Raw genomic sequence first — 16,662 nt, forward strand, 5'->3', positions numbered from 1 at the left:
ACGCATATAATTACAGTGTTTTGACCATCAAAATGCCAGTTGGTTTAAGTTACAGATAGTAAATTATTGTAAACCTACCATTCCGACCAACTAGCTCATGGTTGATTCATCTACTTAAATCAGGTGCTAACTTGCTTTTGTTACCGCTGATTTATTCAGCAAAAATTGTGCTAACTCAATCATTTCGCTATAAGAGCCGATAGCATTATTGTTAATACGATACTGGCCATTTACCACCAGTGCCGGCACACCAGTAATGCCAGCTTTACGCATCTCCCGCGCCATTGCCGCCATTTGTACCCGCACCACAAAATCATCGGCCACAGCGTCAAATTCTGCAGGGGAAATACCATTAACCACAAATAACGCCCGGATATCGGCCAGTGACACAAAACGGCGTTGCTGTTCATGGATAGCATTAAATAATTCTTGCTCTATACGACCACTAACCCCTAAACGCTCAGCGATAACGAAAGCTTTAGACAACAACGCTCCCCGCTCCCCACCCAGTGAGCTGACGTGGTTCTGGTGTAACGTGGTATTCGCTGGCAGAGCGCGTTTTAATTTCGGTAAAGAATTGAGATAAAAGCGGTAACAGTTACCACATAAGAAGGAGAAATATTCTGTCACCTGAGGTGTAGGGGAAGGAGTATCGCTGATGCGACTGTAGTGCACTCCCTCTTTGAAGACTGTCGCCGAGGCTGGTAACACAGGCAATAAGACCAGCAACAGAGCCAGCCTGATAAAAAAAGGTTTGAATCCATTCATTTTTATATCACCTCCAATGTGAGATCGGCGCAATTGTACTACCAATTTAGCCAAAGCGGTACGCCGACCAGCAGACATAAAAAAGGCACCCTCAGGTGCCTCTTTCAATGATTATCAGCTTATGGCTTTTTCTGCGCCAAGTAGTAAGCGATATCCAGCATATCCTGGTAGGTTTTGATGTGATCAGTCAGGACCAGATATTTGCCATTAACCACCAAAGAAGGCACACCTTGAATTCCGGCGTTTTCAGTATCACGGCGCATCTTCGCAATTTGTGAGTTCACCACAAATGAGTTAGCCGCCTGATCGAATTCTTTGCCTGATACCCCGTTAGCAATAAACAACTTACGGATATCATCACGACTGGTGAACTGCTGACGCTTTTCATGAATAGCAGCAAACAGCGCTGGCTCAATTTTCTTGGTCACACCCAGCTGCTCCGCAATGGCGAAAGCACGGGTCATCTCTTCGCCCATAGGGCCACCGATAAATTCAACATGCTCTTGATCGAATGTCACCCCTTTAGGCAGAGTGCGCTCAATCTGAGGTACCACTGTTCTGGAAAAGTTATAACAGTGACCACAGTAGAAAGAGAAAAACTCAGTGATTTCCGGCTTGGCACTGCCCGGGCCGTCGTTAATCACCTTATAGTGCACACCCTCTTTAAATTGCGTTGCATTGGCCAGCGCCGGAACCATCAGCAGGGCGGCTACCATCAATAATATTTTCTTCATCAGTTTTCCCTTTTTTCTGTCCTGCAGCCACCCGGCCGCGGACTTATCTCGGAGCAGATTCATATTCTTATGCAGAGCACTCTGCACTGCAGCTTTGATTGTTAACAGGGCAAAGAGTTCCCCACTCAAGCGGACAATACCTGTATCCCTATGACGGGAAATAAATTATGACATGTCTCAATAGCGTGAGGAAATGGCTGCTGATGATAGGTTATGTCAAAAAATGTATCAGTTTTAATACATCGGGCTCAGCGTTAAGGGCGGCTCATCTAATAACTGTAATTGCTCAACAAAGGCAGCCGTCTGCTGTTGCCAGTATCCCTGCTCGGCAAACCAAGGGAAATACATAGGAAATGCCGGGTCTTCCCAACGGCGGCTGATCCAGCCACAATGATGCAGCATTCGCATGGCGCGCAGGGGTTCTATCAGCGCCAATTGTCGGGTATCAAAATCGCAAAATTCTTCATAGCCTTCGAGCAAAATATCCAGCTGCAGCAATTGATTAGTTCGCTCCCCTGACAGCATCATCCAAATATCCTGCACCGCAGGCCCCATACAGGCATCATCCAGATCGACAAATCCAGGGCCATCGGGTGTCCAGAGGATATTACCCGGGTGCAAGTCACCGTGTAAGCGAATAAGCTGTCCACCGTCGGCGGGCCAACACTGTTCAACTCTGGCGATTAAGGCATCTGCTGCCTGAAAAAATGCCGGCTGCAGCCCTTGGGGAACATGGTCGGATTGACGCAACTGCGCAATAGCATCCCGTCCCCATAACGCCGGGCTCATAGTGATCCTGTGCTGAAATGAAGCGCTGCCAGCCAATTGATGAATACGGCCAATAAAACGTCCCACCTGTTCCAGATGGGTCAGGTTATCCACTTCAAACTGGCGGCCACCGATAGATGGAAACAGGGCAAAACGATAGCCTTGGTAAAAATGCAGCGTGGTACCATCGACAACTACCGGCGCCGCAACGGGGACTTCTGCCTCCGCCAATGCTTGGGTAAAGCTGTGTTCCTCGAGGATCTGGACATCCGTCCAACGACCGGGCCGGTAAAATTTCACCACATAACGCTGACCGCGGTCACAGCGAAACTGATATACCCGGTTCTCATAACTGTTCAGTGCCAGTAACCCGGTTTCCGGATAAATCTGCAAGCTTTCAATCGCGGTTAAAATCACATCCGGAGTTAAGCCGTGGTAGTCCACCGCTAAGGCAATTTGATTCATATCAATACTCATGCACAGTCGCCTGCAGGCAGCAGGCGGTGTAAAAACTGCAATATCTCAAACTCGCTGTCATGCTCCACACTCAGCCAGCAGATATCGCCATAAAACTCATAATGCAGCCATACCCGGCTGCCTTCAAAATCCAATAACCATTGATGCCGGTCGGCCCCCCACTGCCGCTCCACCACCCGGCAGTCCAGCATGGCGGCTAGGGCTGTGGCAAAACCATCAAAATGGTCAAAATCGGTATCAGCATCAATCTGCAGACTCAAATGCTCACGACTAAGCCCTGTGGTATGAATAGGCATGAATACTCCCTCAACCTCAACTGCTGCAGGAGCAATACAGCTCCTCGCCCCACGCCGGGGGGCGGCGGGCATACTGCGCCATCTGGGGCTGTTCGTCAAACGGGTGACGCAGCAGTTGATATAGTTGCTGCACAGGTGTCATATCGCCTTGCTCTGCCGCCGAAATCGCTTGCTGCGCGAGGTAATTACGCAGCAGATAAATCGGATTTGCCCGTTTCCTGTCCCGCTGCCACTGAGCAATATCTGTGATACCACTTAGCCGCTGACGATACATGCCAAGCCAATGCTGCAGCTCCGGGGTGCGTTGCTCAGGGGTTGGCGCTAAGACTTGCTCCAAAGCGGATAAATCAGCGCCACGAACCTGACAACAACCACGCAGGCTAAGATGATAATCCAGCCCGAAACGCGCTAAATGTTGCAATAGCGCGCCAATCAACACCATATCTTTTGCATCCGCTGCCGATGAATCGCCTGAAGTAACAAGCGGCAGCAACCCTAATCGCTGCCGCATCAACATCAGATAATGTTGCTCCAGCGCAGCCTGATAACCGGCCAAGCCATCTTGCAAATCTGCTTCCGGGATCAATGGCGCCAAGGCATCAGCCAAGCGCTGCAAATTCCACAAGCCAATCCCGGGCTGATGCTCAAAACGGTAGCGCCCTTCATGATCAGAAAGATTGGCCACGGCTGCCGGACGGTAGCTATCCATAAAGGCAAAGGGGCCAAAATCCAATGTATCCCCCAGAATCGACATATTGTCGGTATTCAACACGCCATGAATAAAGCCGGCAGCTTGCCAATGGGCAATCATCCGCGCGGTTAACTGCACAACGTGTGCAAACCAGCCAGCATAATTACCTTGATGTTGGGGAAAATAACGGGCAATCGTAAAGTCCACCAGCTGGGTTAACCCGGTAAGATCCCGCGCAGTATGAGTCAGATATTCAAAGTGACCGAAACGAATATGACTGCGTGCGAGCCGGACACAGATAGCCCCGGACTCCAGCGTTTCTCGCTGCACGGGAGTATCAGAACCAATAACGGCTAATGCCCGGGTGGTGGGGATCCCTAAATGATGCAAAGCTTCACTGCCCAGAAATTCCCGGATAGTAGAGCGCAGCACTGCCCGACCATCACCATGGCGAGAAAATGGGGTTCGGCCAGCGCCTTTAAGCGCCACATCCCAAGGCCGCGCCTGATGATCAGTTAACTCCCCTAACAAAATAGCCCGACCATCCCCTAACGTTGGGGTATAACCACCGAACTGATGTCCGGCATAAGCCTGAGCATAATAGTGCGCTTCAGGCAGTCGAACGTTACCGGAAAAGACCGCGAGCCAGTCCTTATCTGGTGGGCCCATTTCAAGCATCGCGGCGCAATCGTTGCTCCACAGCACCCAGTGGGGATGTGTCAGCCCGGCTGGCGTGACCGGGCGGCACAATTGCGGTAACTGCTGACAAAATGACTGCATCCACTGCATCTAGTAATTCCTTTTATGTTTAGCCACTGACTCTTAACGCTGACTCTGCTGACAAACCAACAGTCCGGCATCATCGGTACGACAGTGCAATCCACACAGATAGTCACCCTGATCATCATTCAAGGTAATCATCCCCTTGCCCTTTAATTGGCATTGTTCCAACGTATGGTAATAACCACTGATATCACTCATCTTAAATTGATGTAGCGACAATGGCCCATCTGCTTGTTTAGCCGATGGCACATAGATCAGACTCCAATTTGCAGGCTCAATGCAGCCACCCAACAACAGTGCGCCCAGCGCAATAACCCAGTATTTCATGTCGACTCCAATCCCTAGGGTCTGTTGACCTTTCGTGATTAAATTTCATTCGAGATAAAAGCGTGTTAATCGCGGCGAGTGGTTTGCTGCCTAGTTATGCTAAGCAAGAACCGCTCAACAAAACGTAAAACGCTTTTAGCCGAACCCTGCGGGCAGCGTTTGAGACGCCTTTCTACTGCGTATCAGGTAGCGCACTACCGATCAAAGCCTCGGCCTTGTATAAAGCATCCTCAAATCGCTGCAAAAACAAACTTGAAAGCTCAACAGCTCCTAGATATTCAACCTAAGGTACAAAAAAAGCGGGCTGTCAGGCACCGCTTCATCACCAATCACCACCGTCTGACTGGCGCCATATTTTACCCGCCAGCTTTGTTTTTGGCTCTGGCGATCCGGGTTTTACGCCCGGTAAATCCGGTGACTGTGCCATCATCAAGTCCCAATGCCAAAGCGTCATCACACAATGCTAGTGCATTATCAAAATCCCCTCGATCACTTAATAAGGTGCTGAGCTGCATATGTCCATGTCCGTTGAGGGGGTTGGCTCCCGCTTGGATCAGCTGCCGAAAACGGGGCAGACGCGCTGCGCCAAATTCGAGATAATCATGCTGTTTACGGTGGCGGTAACACTGGTCAATCACCGCCAGCAGTGTCTTAAATGCGCCCTCTATATCTTGCGGCGCTGCATCCTCTGTATCGTCTGCGGCATAATAAGCAGACAAAACTGTCACCATGGATTTATCAGCCCAATCCGGTATTTCCATGGCACTTATCGCAAGAGTCGGCTTGTCAGCGTCTGGTGACGCGGCTTGATTTTCACAGGCTTGAGTCTTGACTAAATCTGCTGTTACTGACTCAGTATCAGCAACTTGCGCCATATCAGGCTCACGCGTAGCAGGTTCAGAATCAATGGATGTCGACTCAGATGCTACCGTATCAACCACCTCGTCAGCAGCGTCATCTTGGCTGTTAGTATCCGATACAGCGCAAAGCTCCTGCGAGGTGTCGTTAGATGCCGACACCGCAGTATTGTCAGACAAAGTATCAGACTGAGGTATTGACGTATGCTCGGTTGGCACTGATGAGGACGACGATTCAGGAGGGGCAAAACGGCTATTATCAGCGTCCAGCTTAGTCGCTTCAGATTCTGATGCTGTCGGTGTATCTGTCGCTTGAGACATGCTGGGTGGCGCTAAAGGCTCTCCACCAGCTTCATCGAGGATCTGCTTGGCATTGCGCTCCGCCTCATGTCGACTTTGCTGCAATTCATGCTCTGCCAGACGCTTAGCGCGCAAATAGAGAAATATCCCCAGTGCCAATAAAATTATAATTGCCAACAGCTTCATTATATTATTTCCCCTATCTGCGGTGAAAACGGATGATTCCGTTCTGCCTTCATCCCTGAACCTCCCGCGCTTTCCCCTGTCGCATATCATTTTATGGTACTTACGGAAGCGTTTGATTACCTTACCTCAAATTAGGTTAATCGCTCAAACAGCAATCATGCCAACTGCTGGGACATTTTGTTAATCACGCATCCATCGGCAGTAAAACTTGGTACAATCCCTGCCTTGTCCACCGGGTGCGGTTTTCCACCCGGGACTGCCCACACGCCCAAAAGGACGCAACCATGCAAAATATCTTAATTGTGGCTCACGCTACCCCCTACGGCAGCGAAAAATTCTTTAATGCTATGCGTATCGCCCTGTCACTGCAGGAGCAGGAAGAAACGCCAGTCTCACTCAAGCTGTTCTTGATGTCCGATGCGGTGTTTGGCGCAATCAAACATCAAAGCACCCCAGATTTAAGTTATAACCTGCAACAGATGCTGGAAATTCTTACTGCCCAACAAGTTCCTGTTTCCCTGTGCAAAACCTGCTGTGAAGCCCGGGGCGTGAAGGCCGAAATGTTAGTTGAAGGCGCTGAAATTGGCACCTTGACACAGTTAACGCAATGGACTCTGGCTGCCGATAAAGTTATCCATATTTAAGGCTGCGTCAGTTCAAATTTTGACACACACCTTTTGTCAGCTATGTAAGCAGCTTCTAAAATAGATTTATTTTTCAAAGGAGTAGTATATGGCTGACAAAATCCCTCTCTCTGGCGGTCTAGAGCAGGAATACCAAACTATTGCCGCCATGGTGAACCTGTATTGCCGCAAACATCACGGCAAAAACAGCCCCTGTGATGAATGCCAACAATTTTTGCACTATGTCAGAATGCGACTAGATCGCTGCCCTTATGGCACAGCAAAACCTACCTGTAACCGCTGTCCGGTTCACTGTTACAAACCAGCAGAAAAAGCCCAAGCCAAAACGATCATGCGCTTTGCCGGCCCACGAATGCTATTGCATCACCCATTGTTGGCAATAAAGCACCTTTGGCATGAACGTCGTCCAGCCCCGGGCTTACCACCCAAAGCACAATCTAATCGCCATCTGCGACAAGCTAAACCGCAAAGTGATTCTGACCAACATCAATAATTTGTTAATATCCCAGTCTTGGCAATTTTTATCCGGCCACCTGACTAGCGCCGGTGGCTGATATTCCTCACAGCTGTCACTGGAAGTAAATTGAGTTATGAATGATCTCAGCCTGATGCTGCGCAACGCCGAAACCTGGCTAGCCCTGATCGGTGGCAGCCACTGTTTGCTACTGCTTTGGTTGCTGCGCAAAGTGCGTTACCACAATCATACTCAAGCTAAGCTGCTGTCGGCCTTACTGGGACTCGTGACACTGTTTTTTTTCAGTCAATTACTGGAAGGAATTGCGCCTGAGCAACATAACCAAGCGCTATTGGCAGTCCTTCAGGGAAGTGCCTATCTGTTTGCCCCTTTATTGTATCTCTATTGCCGACAGCTCCAGGGGCAAGGTTGGCAACGCCTGCAGATATGGCATTTTCTCCCCAGCGGACTGATTTTTTGTGGGAGTCAGCTCCGGCTCGGTCCGTCAGAACAAGCCCATGTTCTTATGCTTGGTTTTATCCTACAAAGCAGCGGATATTTGCTGGTATTAGCTTGGTCGTTACGACGCCATCATCCAACCACTAACGCTAGTCTTAAAATTTCGCGCCGTTGGCAATGGGCCTTGCTACTAACCGCCACAGGTAACCTGCTGCTATATACATTTTTAACCGTATTACCCGCACTGCTGGCGATAATGGTACCGCCAATATTGCAGCTAACCCCGGAACTTGGCCTGCTACTCAGTATTTATGGTCTGGCCGTTTATGGCCTGATCCAAACTAACGAACTGGCCTATCAGCATGGATGGCAAACCGCCGCAATGAAACGCCAATCCCAGTCTGTTGAGCAAGTGTTAGAGCAAGAAGAGCTGGATTTTCTGCAGCAGGTGCTGAGTGAGCCTCCAGCTGTCACGCCAATGGCTACTGAGTTAGTGACGGATGTCCCCAAGGCGCCGGCGGCAATGGGACAGGATGATTCAAATCAAATACCACGGTAAAGCGCCGATTTTCCCGGGTACATCTAAAAGAGGCAATAATGATCAAATCATTTGCTTAAATACTAATGCCCTAGGGTTTTCAGCCGCTTTACGAGATTAGCTGGCGAATAGGTATACCAAGTCTTATGACCTTGTTTAATACTTTAACGCCAGCCAATGCTTCCCTCACTTGTGCATTGTAGTCACGCAGACTCAATTTGGCACTAATGAGCTGTTTGTAGCGATACATAGCAGTCTCAGATAGGGAACGCTTATGGTAATTTATGGTAATGATTCATCAATTTCCATTGCTTCAACTCTCCAGCTTTAAGCGCATCTACGGCTTCATTTCTAGGGTGCCCTCGTTCCCAATATCCAGCATTTGAGCGGGGTGGAATTGTCGGCTTCGCCTGCTTTTGTCGCAATAGCTTGTGACAAGTCTTGGTATCGTAAGCCCCGTCAGCAGAGACTTGTCTAACCCTTCATCTGAGTGGATTTAGCAATGCTAAAAGCACTTCATTATCTGCCACATTTTCGAGACTTACTTGAGCACCTATGATGTCGTGTGTAGTAGCATCGATTACCAAATGAAGCTTACGCCAAATCTGGCGTTTTTCTTTGTCATGCTTATGCATTTTCCATTCACCTTCACCATACACTTTGAGACCCGTAACATCGACAACAACATGCGCAACTGTACCTCTAGCGGGATTGCGGTACTTAATGTCAACAGTCTTGGCGCGTTTACTGATACAACTGTAATTGGGGGGGAATTAACGATATCTTCATCAGTTGAAACAGGGAATTGATAAAGCCTTCTGTCGCACGCAAAGACAGCTTAAAAATCTCTTTGAGCATCAAGGCCGTTTCAATGGCGGTATCGCTGAATTGAAAGCCTCTACCGCGACCACCATGATGCTGGGTACAATGCCAAGCGTTAATCGCCGTCTCGTCCAACTAAAAAGTGACCGAGCCACGATTGACAAATGCCTGATTGTATTGCCTCTAATTGGTGATATTGCGTTTCGACTTACCTATGACACAGTCCGTAAACCTACACTGCATGATCAGATCATGGAGGACCAAAAAGGTTCCGCAGATTTAGGCAACAACGCCCCATCAACGTTGTCTCAGTTATCAATCTATTTTGAGGAAAAACTGGAAACCGACACGATCTGTTAGTGATCTTAATACATAAACTTAAACATCTTATATAGTTTCAATATGTCTTTAACTAAGACAGCTAATCCTTACAGATCAACTCAAAAAAAATAAACCCCTAACATCCAAAATTGGATTGTTAAGGGTTTAACACGCGCATTCAACCCCGAAGTGCACCACTCGCTTCATTAAGCTGCTTTTCGTAATTCATCGAATACTACAGCAGGCTGTTTGAAACCAAGGCACTTTCTCGGACGTGAGTTAAGTGCTCGTTCGATGTCAGCAATTTGCTTATCCGTTACCGTGCGTAAATCAGTTCCCTTGCGGATATACTGCCGCAACAGACCATTGAAATTCTCATTCAACCCACGTTCCCATGATGAGTATGGGTTGGCGAAATAGATATCTACCTTCAGTGCTTGTGCAACCTTTTGATGGTCACAGAACTCGCTGCCATTGTCCGCTGTGATAGTGTGAACGTGACTGCGATACCGCCAAAGCATGCCTATCATGGCTCGGCTCACATCGGCTGCGCTTTTGGCGGGCACTTTACGGATTAGATACAGTTTGCTTTTGCGTTCAACCAAACTGACTATAGCGCCAGTGCCTTGTTTTCCCAACACCGTATCGGCTTCCCAATCACCTAATCGTGCTTTTTCGTCGACAACTGCCGGCCGGTGTTCAATACCTATGCGATTTGGAATGATAACCCGTTTCGCACGACAGCCTTTGCGGTATTTACGATGACCGCGTCTCAGCGCTTTATAGAGCTTTCCGCCACGCTGCTTGTCCTGCTGAACAAAGCCATAAATCCATGCATGACTGACAGGGTAACCGATAAGTTGACCTACGCCCGCGATTTGTTCTGGACTCCACTTTTGCTTCAGTCCGAACTCAACGAAAGTGACGGTCGTTACAGACACTCGATTTTTGGCAGCCTGGCAGCGGCGCTTAACTGTCTTGGCCTGTGCAACTTCAGGCAAATAATGATTGTCACGAATACGGTTACGACGAACCTCTCTACTCACCGTGCTGTGGCTCACTTTTAAGCGTTTGCCGATTGCTCGATAGCTGAAGCCCTCGCGTAGGTAGGCTTCGATCTGGTATCGTTGCCCTTCGATCAACTGCTTGTAACTCATGGTAATGACTTCTATTTGTTTGGCGACGATAGAGTACCACCTACAGGCAGTTGATCTCTTCTTACCGTTTAACCATGAGTGGTGCACTTATTATCTGAATTCAAGCATCAAGCATTTTTATATTTATTTATAAATTCTATTAATTCTTGTTCACACTGTAAAGCTGTGAGATGTTTTGCAGGCATAACCATAATTGAATTAAAACCAGCAATACAAGACAATATAAAATCTTTACAATTAAAATTAATGAGCTGCTCAATTGATTTACTAAATCCATCTTTAGTCTTTACAATAATACAGTGATCGTTGTGGCTGATATCTTTTATATAATCAATTAATAGATAATTAAACGAAAAGACAGAGTCATCAAAAATTTTTTTATAAAATTTATCACCTGCTGCATTTTTACATTTTGCAATACCAATGTTAGATAATAGATTTGATAGCTTAACAATATTAATATTGTCAAATCCCATTCCTATTAACAAACTTCTTAATTGAATGTGACTAGAAACATTTTCATTTTCTAATAAAAATAAACAAGCATCAATCAAATTTTTTTCATACTGGTTTTGCTGCACTCTATTATAATCTAAAAGCATAAATATTTTCCTATGACAAATTTATAGCTAATAAATATTAGAAAAATATTCTTTTATACTTATAACAAAGCACCTATTGAAAGCATTACCATATTAACAATCGTGATAATTGCCAATAAAGGCGCTACCCACTTTAACCAACGTATATAAGAAACACGACCAATAGCCAACCCCCCCATCACAACAGCTGAGGTTGGGGTCATAAGATTCACTACACCAGAAGCAGACTGAAATGCGGTAACAACTAGATCGCGGCCAACTCCAGAGAAATCAGCAAGAGGAGCCATAATTGGCATAGATAAAACTGCCAATCCTGATGAAGAGGGAACTAAAAAGGAAAGAGCAACTTCAATCCAATACATCACATTAATAAAGACTATTGATGAAAGTCCACTGACGGCCTGCTCTGCTGAATGTAGGATGGAATCGGTGATCATCCCTTTATCCATGATGACAACAATGCCGCGAGCAATACCAATAATCAATGCAACACCAAGTAAATCTCGGGCTCCATCAATAAAAGTTCCTGTAAATTCTTGCTCACTCATACGAGCAACAAAACAAATAATAATTGAAGATGCTAAAAACATAGCTGAAATCTCAGCCATCCACCACCCTTCAGCAGCAACACCATAAATCATTACTGCAAATGAAATCAAAAATACCCACAAAACAGCTTTACGGGTAGCAGTAAACTCCAATACTTCGCCACTTTTTTGGCCTAAAAAATGGGCTTTATTTTCTTCATATTGATCATAAACAATCGATTTTGTTTTATCGGCGCGAATTTTCTTAGCATAGCGCATCACAAAAGCTACGCTAATCAACCATGCAACAACCAAAATTGCAACACGTAATCCTATCCCGTCTGATAATGGAATACCTGCAGCATTGGATGCGATCACTGTAGCAAATGGGTTAATAGTTGAACCTAGAGTACCAATACCCGCTCCAAGCATAACAGTAGCAACAGCAACCACAGGGTCAAATCTAGCCGCAATCATAATAGGTACAAGAATAGAATAAAATGGCAGAGACTCTTCGGCCATACCATAAATCGTTCCTCCTGCAGAAAACAACCCCATCAGAATAGGGATCATCAACTCTTCTCTACCTTTTAAACGAACAATAACTCGTTCAATACCTGCATCAATAGCCCCAGTTTTAGTAACAGTCCCTAAAAATCCGCCAATGATTAAGATAAACAAGCAAACATCAATAGCCCCCGCTTCATATGTCTCATGGTTATAAAATCCATCAATAGGAGCAAATAATACATCCATCCATCCTTGTGGATTAGCGTCTACATGATGATATGTACCAGCAACAGGAACTTCTTTACCAAGAACCTCATTCATTTGCCTGTCATATTGACCTGCTGGAATAATCCAGGTTAGTGCTGCAATGATGATAATCAATAAAAACAAAATGGTATGTGCAGAAGGAAATTTAAGATTAGAAAAAAATCCTTTTTTCGCTCCTTCTCTGCCTTTTGGATTAGCCACAGATGTCATACAAACCCCTCAAAATTCAATTTATAAAGAAGTATTCAATATCAATAATCAGTTGTTTACAACGTATATAACCTAAACAAAATATATATCAACGTAAAAAAGATTAACTATCTAATTCTGTATAATCTTTGTCATTAATCACGTTTCAAGATTCCTAACAAGGAAAATATTTTAAATTTAATACTCAATAAATTAAAAATAAATTTATATATGCAACCACAATCTAGTTATGGTTATATGCATAATTATCCATTTTTTATGTCATAAAATAATATGATTTGAGCAATAAATCACATATATTCCACCAGTAGATAATTAATAACTTTTATGTGATCTTGTTCAAAGATAGTAAACCAACCATTGGTAATATTTAACCAGCATTGAAACAAACTGATTCAAATATAATTTATTTATATTTATTGATATATTTAAATTTATTAGTAGTTATGTCACTTTGCTTTTATATTGAGAACTGATTTTTATTTGACTAACCAGCTTTAAGATAATCAATACTAATATGAGCAAAAATATAACTGATAGAGATAAATATATTTTTAACTTAAGTAAATTAAAAATCGATCTCAATAACAATCTAACTCTATATTAACCTACTACTAGATTCATACGAGAGAGGATCTATGAAAGATTTTCATGTTGGTTCTGAAATTGGACAATTACGTAAAGTTATTCTACATCGACCAGGCAGAGATTTAGAACATTTAACACCATCTAATTGCCAAGATTTATTATTTGATGACGTATTGAATGTAGCAGAAGCAGGAAAAGAACATGATGTATTTTCCAATCTGTTGCGAGATAACGGTGTTGAAGTTTTTTTACTTAAAGATTTATTAACTGAAACTTTAGCTGTACCTGAAGCTAAAGATTGGCTGTTAAACCAACAAGTCTCTAACTATCGATTTGGTCTGACTTTTGCAAATGATTTGCGTTGCTATCTCGGTGATCTTTCAAATAACGAATTAGCTGAAATTTTACTTGGTGGTCTCGCTTATTCCGAAATGCCGTTACCCTCCTCTTCCATGATCCGGGCAATGCATAAACCAACCGATTTTATCATTAAGCCACTTCCGAATCATCTATTCACCCGCGACACTTCTTGTTGGGTATATGGTGGCGTATCCATTAACCCGATGGCAAAAGCAGCCCGTCGTCGTGAAACAAACCATCTTCGTGCCATTTATAAATGGCATCCAATGTTTGCTCAAGCAGATTTCATCAAATACTACGGTGATAAAGACGAAATCTATGACCACTCCACTATTGAAGGCGGTGACGTACTCGTTATCGGCCGGGGTGCAGTGCTGATTGGTATGTCAGAACGTACCACGCCACAGGGGGTTGAGCATCTGGCGTCCAGTCTGTTCAAACACGGACAAGCAAAACAAGTGATAGCTATGGAGCTGCCAAAACTGCGTTCCTGTATGCACTTAGATACAGTGATGACTCATATGGCTGAAGACACTTTCTCCGTCTATCCCGACGTCATTCGCAATGATATCAAATGCTGGACACTAACAGGCTCAGAAACAGGTGCAATTCAGGCTAAACAGGAAAACAGTTTTATTACTGCAATAGAACGTGCGCTGGGTGTGCCTCAACTGAATCTGATCACCACAGGCGGTGACGAATTTGAAGCAGAACGTGAACAGTGGAATGACGCCAATAACGTGCTAACAGTCCGTCCTGGGGTGGTTGTTGGTTATGAGCGTAATACTTATACCAATGAAAAATATGACAAAGCCGGTATCACTGTCCTGCCAATTCCAGGGGATGAATTAGGCCGTGGCCGTGGTGGTGCCCGCTGTATGAGCTGTCCAATTCAACGTGATGATATCTAGCTATCAGTATGATCTTTATTGCCCGGTATGACATATACCGGGTCAAAAAAAGGGATATTTTATGTCAAGAAAAACCGTTGTTGTTGCTTTGGGTGGAAATGCTCTGCTACGTCGGGGCGAACCATTGGAAGCGGAAACCCAAAGACAGAATGTCAAAATTGCCGCCAAAACCATTGCTCAAATTGCTGAAGAATACAATGTGGTACTGGTTCATGGTAATGGCCCTCAGGTCGGCCTGCTTGCACTACAGGGGCTGGAATATAAAAAAGTAAATCCTTACCCACTGGATGTACTGGGCGCCGAAACCCAGGGCATGATCGGCTATATGCTAATGCAGGAACTGAAAAATCTGCTGCCACATCAGGAAGTATCCTGTGTATTAACCCAGATGAAAGTCGATCCACAGGACCCAGCCTTTACTGACCCAACCAAGCCCATTGGCCCTGTGTATGAAGAAGCTGAAGCCCGTGAGCTGGCTGAAAAATATCACTGGATTGTCAAACCCGACGGCAAACATTTCCGCCGTGTGGTACCCAGCCCACAACCCGTTGGTATTGTGGAAAAAGAAACCATCGAATCTCTTATTGCTAAAAATCATCTGGTGATTTGTACCGGGGGCGGTGGTATTCCCGTCAAATGTGAACATAAAACCATTACAGGGGTAGAAGCTGTGATTGATAAAGATATGTCATCAGCATACCTCGCTCGCCAAATCCATGCTGATGCGTTACTGATCCTGACTGATGCTGATGCGGTTTACCTGCACTGGGGAACCAGTAAGCAAACAGCCTTAACAAATACCACACCATCTCAACTGGAAAAAATTGAATTTGATGCTGGCTCTATGGGGCCAAAAATTCAGGCTTCCTGTGAATTTATTAAACAGGGAGGTGAACTGGTTGGTATTGGTGCTTTACATGATGGTTTGCAAATCCTGAAAGGATTGGCAGGCACGAATATCGTAGCAGATTAATTTACTAATAATATTAAATGAATTTAAAAGGAACAAATCATGGCTTTTAATCTACGTAACCGTAATTTTTTAAAACTGCTTGACTTTACTCCACGTGAAATCCAATTTCTGTTGGATATGGCTGCTGATCTGAAAAAAGCAAAATATAACGGTACCGAACAGCCTAAGCTCACAGGTAAAAATATTGCTTTAATCTTTGAAAAAACCTCTACCCGTACTCGTTGTGCATTTGAAGTGGCTGCATTCGATCAGGGCGCCAAAGTAACCTATATCGGTGCTTCAGGCTCACAAATCGGTCACAAAGAGTCTATGAAAGATACCGCTCGAGTACTGGGCCGTTTCTATGATGGTATTGAATACCGTGGCTTTGCTCAGGATATCGTTGAAGAGCTGGGCGAATTTGCCGGTGTTCCAGTCTGGAACGGTCTGACCAATGAATTCCACCCAACTCAGATTCTGGCTGACTTTATGACTATGCAGGAATACGCTCAGGGTAAACAATTGCGTGAGATCAAGTTTGCCTATCTGGGTGACGCCCGCAACAACATGGGTAACTCTCTGATGGTGGGTGCTGCCAAAATGGGGATGGATATCCGTCTGGTTGCCCCAAAAGCTTTTTGGCCTGAAGAAGCACTGGTTGCCCAATGCCGTGAAATTGCCACTCAAACCGGTGCTAAAATCACCATGACTGAAAATGTTCAGGAAGGTGTTCAGGGTTGTGACTTCCTGTACACTGACGTATGGGTATCCATGGGTGAGTCCAAAGATGCATGGGATGAGCGGGTTAAACTAATGACACCATATCAGGTTAATATGGATGTAATTAAGGCAACCGGCAATCCAGATGTTAAATTCCTGCACTGTCTGCCAGCTTTCCACAACGATGAAACTACCGTGGGTAAAGAAGTTGCTGAAAAATATGGCATGAAAGGTCTGGAAGTAACTGAGGATGTATTTGAATCCGAGTACTCCATCGTCTTTGATGAAGCAGAAAATAGAATGCACAGTATTAAAGCTGTTATGGTTGCTACTCTGGGCCAATAACTTCTGGCGATTCAAGATTTATTTTTAAATTTATTAAACGAGTTGATAGTGTTACTACCAACTCGTTTTTTCAAAAATCGCCAGTTGG

The 16,662-nt window shown here is 45.0% G+C and carries 16 protein-coding genes and 1 pseudogene; 6 read left to right on the forward strand and 11 right to left on the reverse strand.

Going from position 1 to position 16,662, the window contains the following annotated elements; all coding sequences use genetic code 11:
• Positions 1-126: 126 nt before the first annotated feature.
• The 7 genes from NFHSH190041_RS18145 to NFHSH190041_RS18175 form a co-directional block, all read right to left on the reverse strand.
• Entirely contained in the window at positions 127-768 is a 642-nt protein-coding gene (locus NFHSH190041_RS18145) for a thiol:disulfide interchange protein DsbA/DsbL (RefSeq protein WP_261923113.1), read from the reverse strand.
• Positions 769-887: 119 nt separating this feature from the next.
• On the reverse strand, positions 888-1,502 hold the full coding sequence (locus NFHSH190041_RS18150) for a thiol:disulfide interchange protein DsbA/DsbL (protein WP_261923114.1): 615 nt from the start codon (positions 1,500-1,502) through the stop codon (positions 888-890).
• 234 nt (positions 1,503-1,736) lie between these two features.
• Entirely contained in the window at positions 1,737-2,747 is a 1,011-nt protein-coding gene (locus tag NFHSH190041_RS18155) for a serine/threonine protein kinase (RefSeq protein ID WP_261923115.1), read from the reverse strand.
• Entirely contained in the window at positions 2,744-3,043 is a 300-nt protein-coding gene (locus NFHSH190041_RS18160; RefSeq protein WP_261923116.1) for a DUF3630 family protein, read from the reverse strand. The genes NFHSH190041_RS18155 and NFHSH190041_RS18160 overlap by 4 nt, the downstream gene beginning before the upstream one ends.
• A gap of 16 nt (positions 3,044-3,059) precedes the next feature.
• Entirely contained in the window at positions 3,060-4,523 is a 1,464-nt protein-coding gene (locus NFHSH190041_RS18165) for a protein adenylyltransferase SelO (protein ID WP_261923117.1), read from the reverse strand.
• A gap of 33 nt (positions 4,524-4,556) precedes the next feature.
• Complete coding sequence (locus tag NFHSH190041_RS18170) at positions 4,557-4,844, reverse strand: hypothetical protein (protein ID WP_261923118.1); 288 nt, start codon at positions 4,842-4,844, stop codon at positions 4,557-4,559.
• A gap of 356 nt (positions 4,845-5,200) precedes the next feature.
• A complete protein-coding gene (locus NFHSH190041_RS18175; protein ID WP_261923119.1) occupies positions 5,201-6,187 on the reverse strand; it encodes a hypothetical protein in 987 nt (328 codons plus the stop codon).
• A 284-nt stretch (positions 6,188-6,471) separates the two neighbouring features.
• Here NFHSH190041_RS18175 and NFHSH190041_RS18180 point away from each other — a divergent pair, with 284 nt between their 5' ends.
• The 3 genes from NFHSH190041_RS18180 (at position 6,472) to NFHSH190041_RS18190 (ending at position 8,303) form a co-directional block, all read left to right on the forward strand.
• A complete protein-coding gene (locus tag NFHSH190041_RS18180) occupies positions 6,472-6,831 on the forward strand; it encodes a DsrE/DsrF/TusD sulfur relay family protein (RefSeq protein ID WP_261923120.1) in 360 nt (119 codons plus the stop codon).
• A gap of 88 nt (positions 6,832-6,919) precedes the next feature.
• Positions 6,920-7,324, forward strand: a complete 405-nt coding sequence (locus tag NFHSH190041_RS18185; RefSeq protein WP_261923121.1) for a nitrous oxide-stimulated promoter family protein — start codon at positions 6,920-6,922, stop codon at positions 7,322-7,324.
• 97 nt (positions 7,325-7,421) lie between these two features.
• Complete coding sequence (locus NFHSH190041_RS18190) at positions 7,422-8,303, forward strand: hypothetical protein (protein ID WP_261923122.1); 882 nt, start codon at positions 7,422-7,424, stop codon at positions 8,301-8,303.
• 88 nt (positions 8,304-8,391) lie between these two features.
• Here the strand turns inward: NFHSH190041_RS18190 and NFHSH190041_RS18195 are convergent.
• The 4 genes and pseudogenes from NFHSH190041_RS18195 to NFHSH190041_RS18210 all read right to left on the reverse strand — a co-directional run bounded on the left by NFHSH190041_RS18195 (position 8,392) and on the right by NFHSH190041_RS18210 (position 12,698).
• Positions 8,392-9,320 (reverse strand): annotated as a pseudogene (locus tag NFHSH190041_RS18195) (IS5 family transposase).
• A gap of 311 nt (positions 9,321-9,631) precedes the next feature.
• Complete coding sequence (locus tag NFHSH190041_RS18200; protein ID WP_261921717.1) at positions 9,632-10,582, reverse strand: IS30 family transposase; 951 nt, start codon at positions 10,580-10,582, stop codon at positions 9,632-9,634.
• Between the two features lie 107 nt (positions 10,583-10,689).
• Positions 10,690-11,184 carry a hypothetical protein gene (locus NFHSH190041_RS18205; protein ID WP_261923123.1) on the reverse strand — a complete coding sequence of 165 codons (495 nt, stop codon included), beginning with the start codon at positions 11,182-11,184 and terminating at the stop codon, positions 10,690-10,692.
• Positions 11,185-11,243: 59 nt separating this feature from the next.
• On the reverse strand, positions 11,244-12,698 hold the full coding sequence (locus NFHSH190041_RS18210) for a YfcC family protein (protein WP_261923124.1): 1,455 nt from the start codon (positions 12,696-12,698) through the stop codon (positions 11,244-11,246).
• 638 nt (positions 12,699-13,336) lie between these two features.
• Here NFHSH190041_RS18210 and arcA point away from each other — a divergent pair.
• From arcA to argF, 3 genes are all read left to right on the forward strand, one after another.
• Positions 13,337-14,557, forward strand: coding sequence for an arginine deiminase (arcA, locus tag NFHSH190041_RS18215; protein WP_261923125.1), 1,221 nt, complete (start codon positions 13,337-13,339; stop codon positions 14,555-14,557).
• Between the two features lie 61 nt (positions 14,558-14,618).
• The gene (gene arcC, locus NFHSH190041_RS18220) at positions 14,619-15,530 is read left to right on the forward strand and encodes a carbamate kinase (RefSeq protein WP_261923126.1); all 912 of its coding nucleotides are present in this window, start codon (positions 14,619-14,621) and stop codon (positions 15,528-15,530) included.
• 39 nt (positions 15,531-15,569) lie between these two features.
• Positions 15,570-16,574: an ornithine carbamoyltransferase gene (gene argF, locus NFHSH190041_RS18225; protein WP_261923127.1), complete on the forward strand. Its 1,005-nt coding sequence runs from the start codon at positions 15,570-15,572 to the stop codon at positions 16,572-16,574.
• Positions 16,575-16,662: the final 88 nt, after the last annotated feature.

This window comes from Shewanella sp. NFH-SH190041 (genome assembly GCF_024363255.1).
Classification (GTDB): domain Bacteria; phylum Pseudomonadota; class Gammaproteobacteria; order Enterobacterales; family Shewanellaceae; genus Shewanella.

Coding starts and splice junctions, on each gene's coding strand:
- NFHSH190041_RS18200 (WP_261921717.1), bottom strand. CDS start 10,582: ATGAGTTACAAGCAGTTGATCGAAGGGCAACGATACCAGATCGAAGCC.
- arcC (WP_261923126.1), top strand. CDS start 14,619: ATGTCAAGAAAAACCGTTGTTGTTGCTTTGGGTGGAAATGCTCTGCTA.
- argF (WP_261923127.1), top strand. CDS start 15,570: ATGGCTTTTAATCTACGTAACCGTAATTTTTTAAAACTGCTTGACTTT.
- NFHSH190041_RS18210 (WP_261923124.1), bottom strand. CDS start 12,698: ATGACATCTGTGGCTAATCCAAAAGGCAGAGAAGGAGCGAAAAAAGGA.
- NFHSH190041_RS18170 (WP_261923118.1), bottom strand. CDS start 4,844: ATGAAATACTGGGTTATTGCGCTGGGCGCACTGTTGTTGGGTGGCTGC.
- arcA (WP_261923125.1), top strand. CDS start 13,337: ATGAAAGATTTTCATGTTGGTTCTGAAATTGGACAATTACGTAAAGTT.
- NFHSH190041_RS18185 (WP_261923121.1), top strand. CDS start 6,920: ATGGCTGACAAAATCCCTCTCTCTGGCGGTCTAGAGCAGGAATACCAA.
- NFHSH190041_RS18160 (WP_261923116.1), bottom strand. CDS start 3,043: ATGCCTATTCATACCACAGGGCTTAGTCGTGAGCATTTGAGTCTGCAG.
- NFHSH190041_RS18145 (WP_261923113.1), bottom strand. CDS start 768: ATGAATGGATTCAAACCTTTTTTTATCAGGCTGGCTCTGTTGCTGGTC.
- NFHSH190041_RS18190 (WP_261923122.1), top strand. CDS start 7,422: ATGAATGATCTCAGCCTGATGCTGCGCAACGCCGAAACCTGGCTAGCC.
- NFHSH190041_RS18150 (WP_261923114.1), bottom strand. CDS start 1,502: ATGAAGAAAATATTATTGATGGTAGCCGCCCTGCTGATGGTTCCGGCG.
- NFHSH190041_RS18165 (WP_261923117.1), bottom strand. CDS start 4,523: ATGCAGTGGATGCAGTCATTTTGTCAGCAGTTACCGCAATTGTGCCGC.
- NFHSH190041_RS18175 (WP_261923119.1), bottom strand. CDS start 6,187: ATGAAGCTGTTGGCAATTATAATTTTATTGGCACTGGGGATATTTCTC.
- NFHSH190041_RS18180 (WP_261923120.1), top strand. CDS start 6,472: ATGCAAAATATCTTAATTGTGGCTCACGCTACCCCCTACGGCAGCGAA.
- NFHSH190041_RS18205 (WP_261923123.1), bottom strand. CDS start 11,184: ATGCTTTTAGATTATAATAGAGTGCAGCAAAACCAGTATGAAAAAAAT.
- NFHSH190041_RS18155 (WP_261923115.1), bottom strand. CDS start 2,747: ATGAGTATTGATATGAATCAAATTGCCTTAGCGGTGGACTACCACGGC.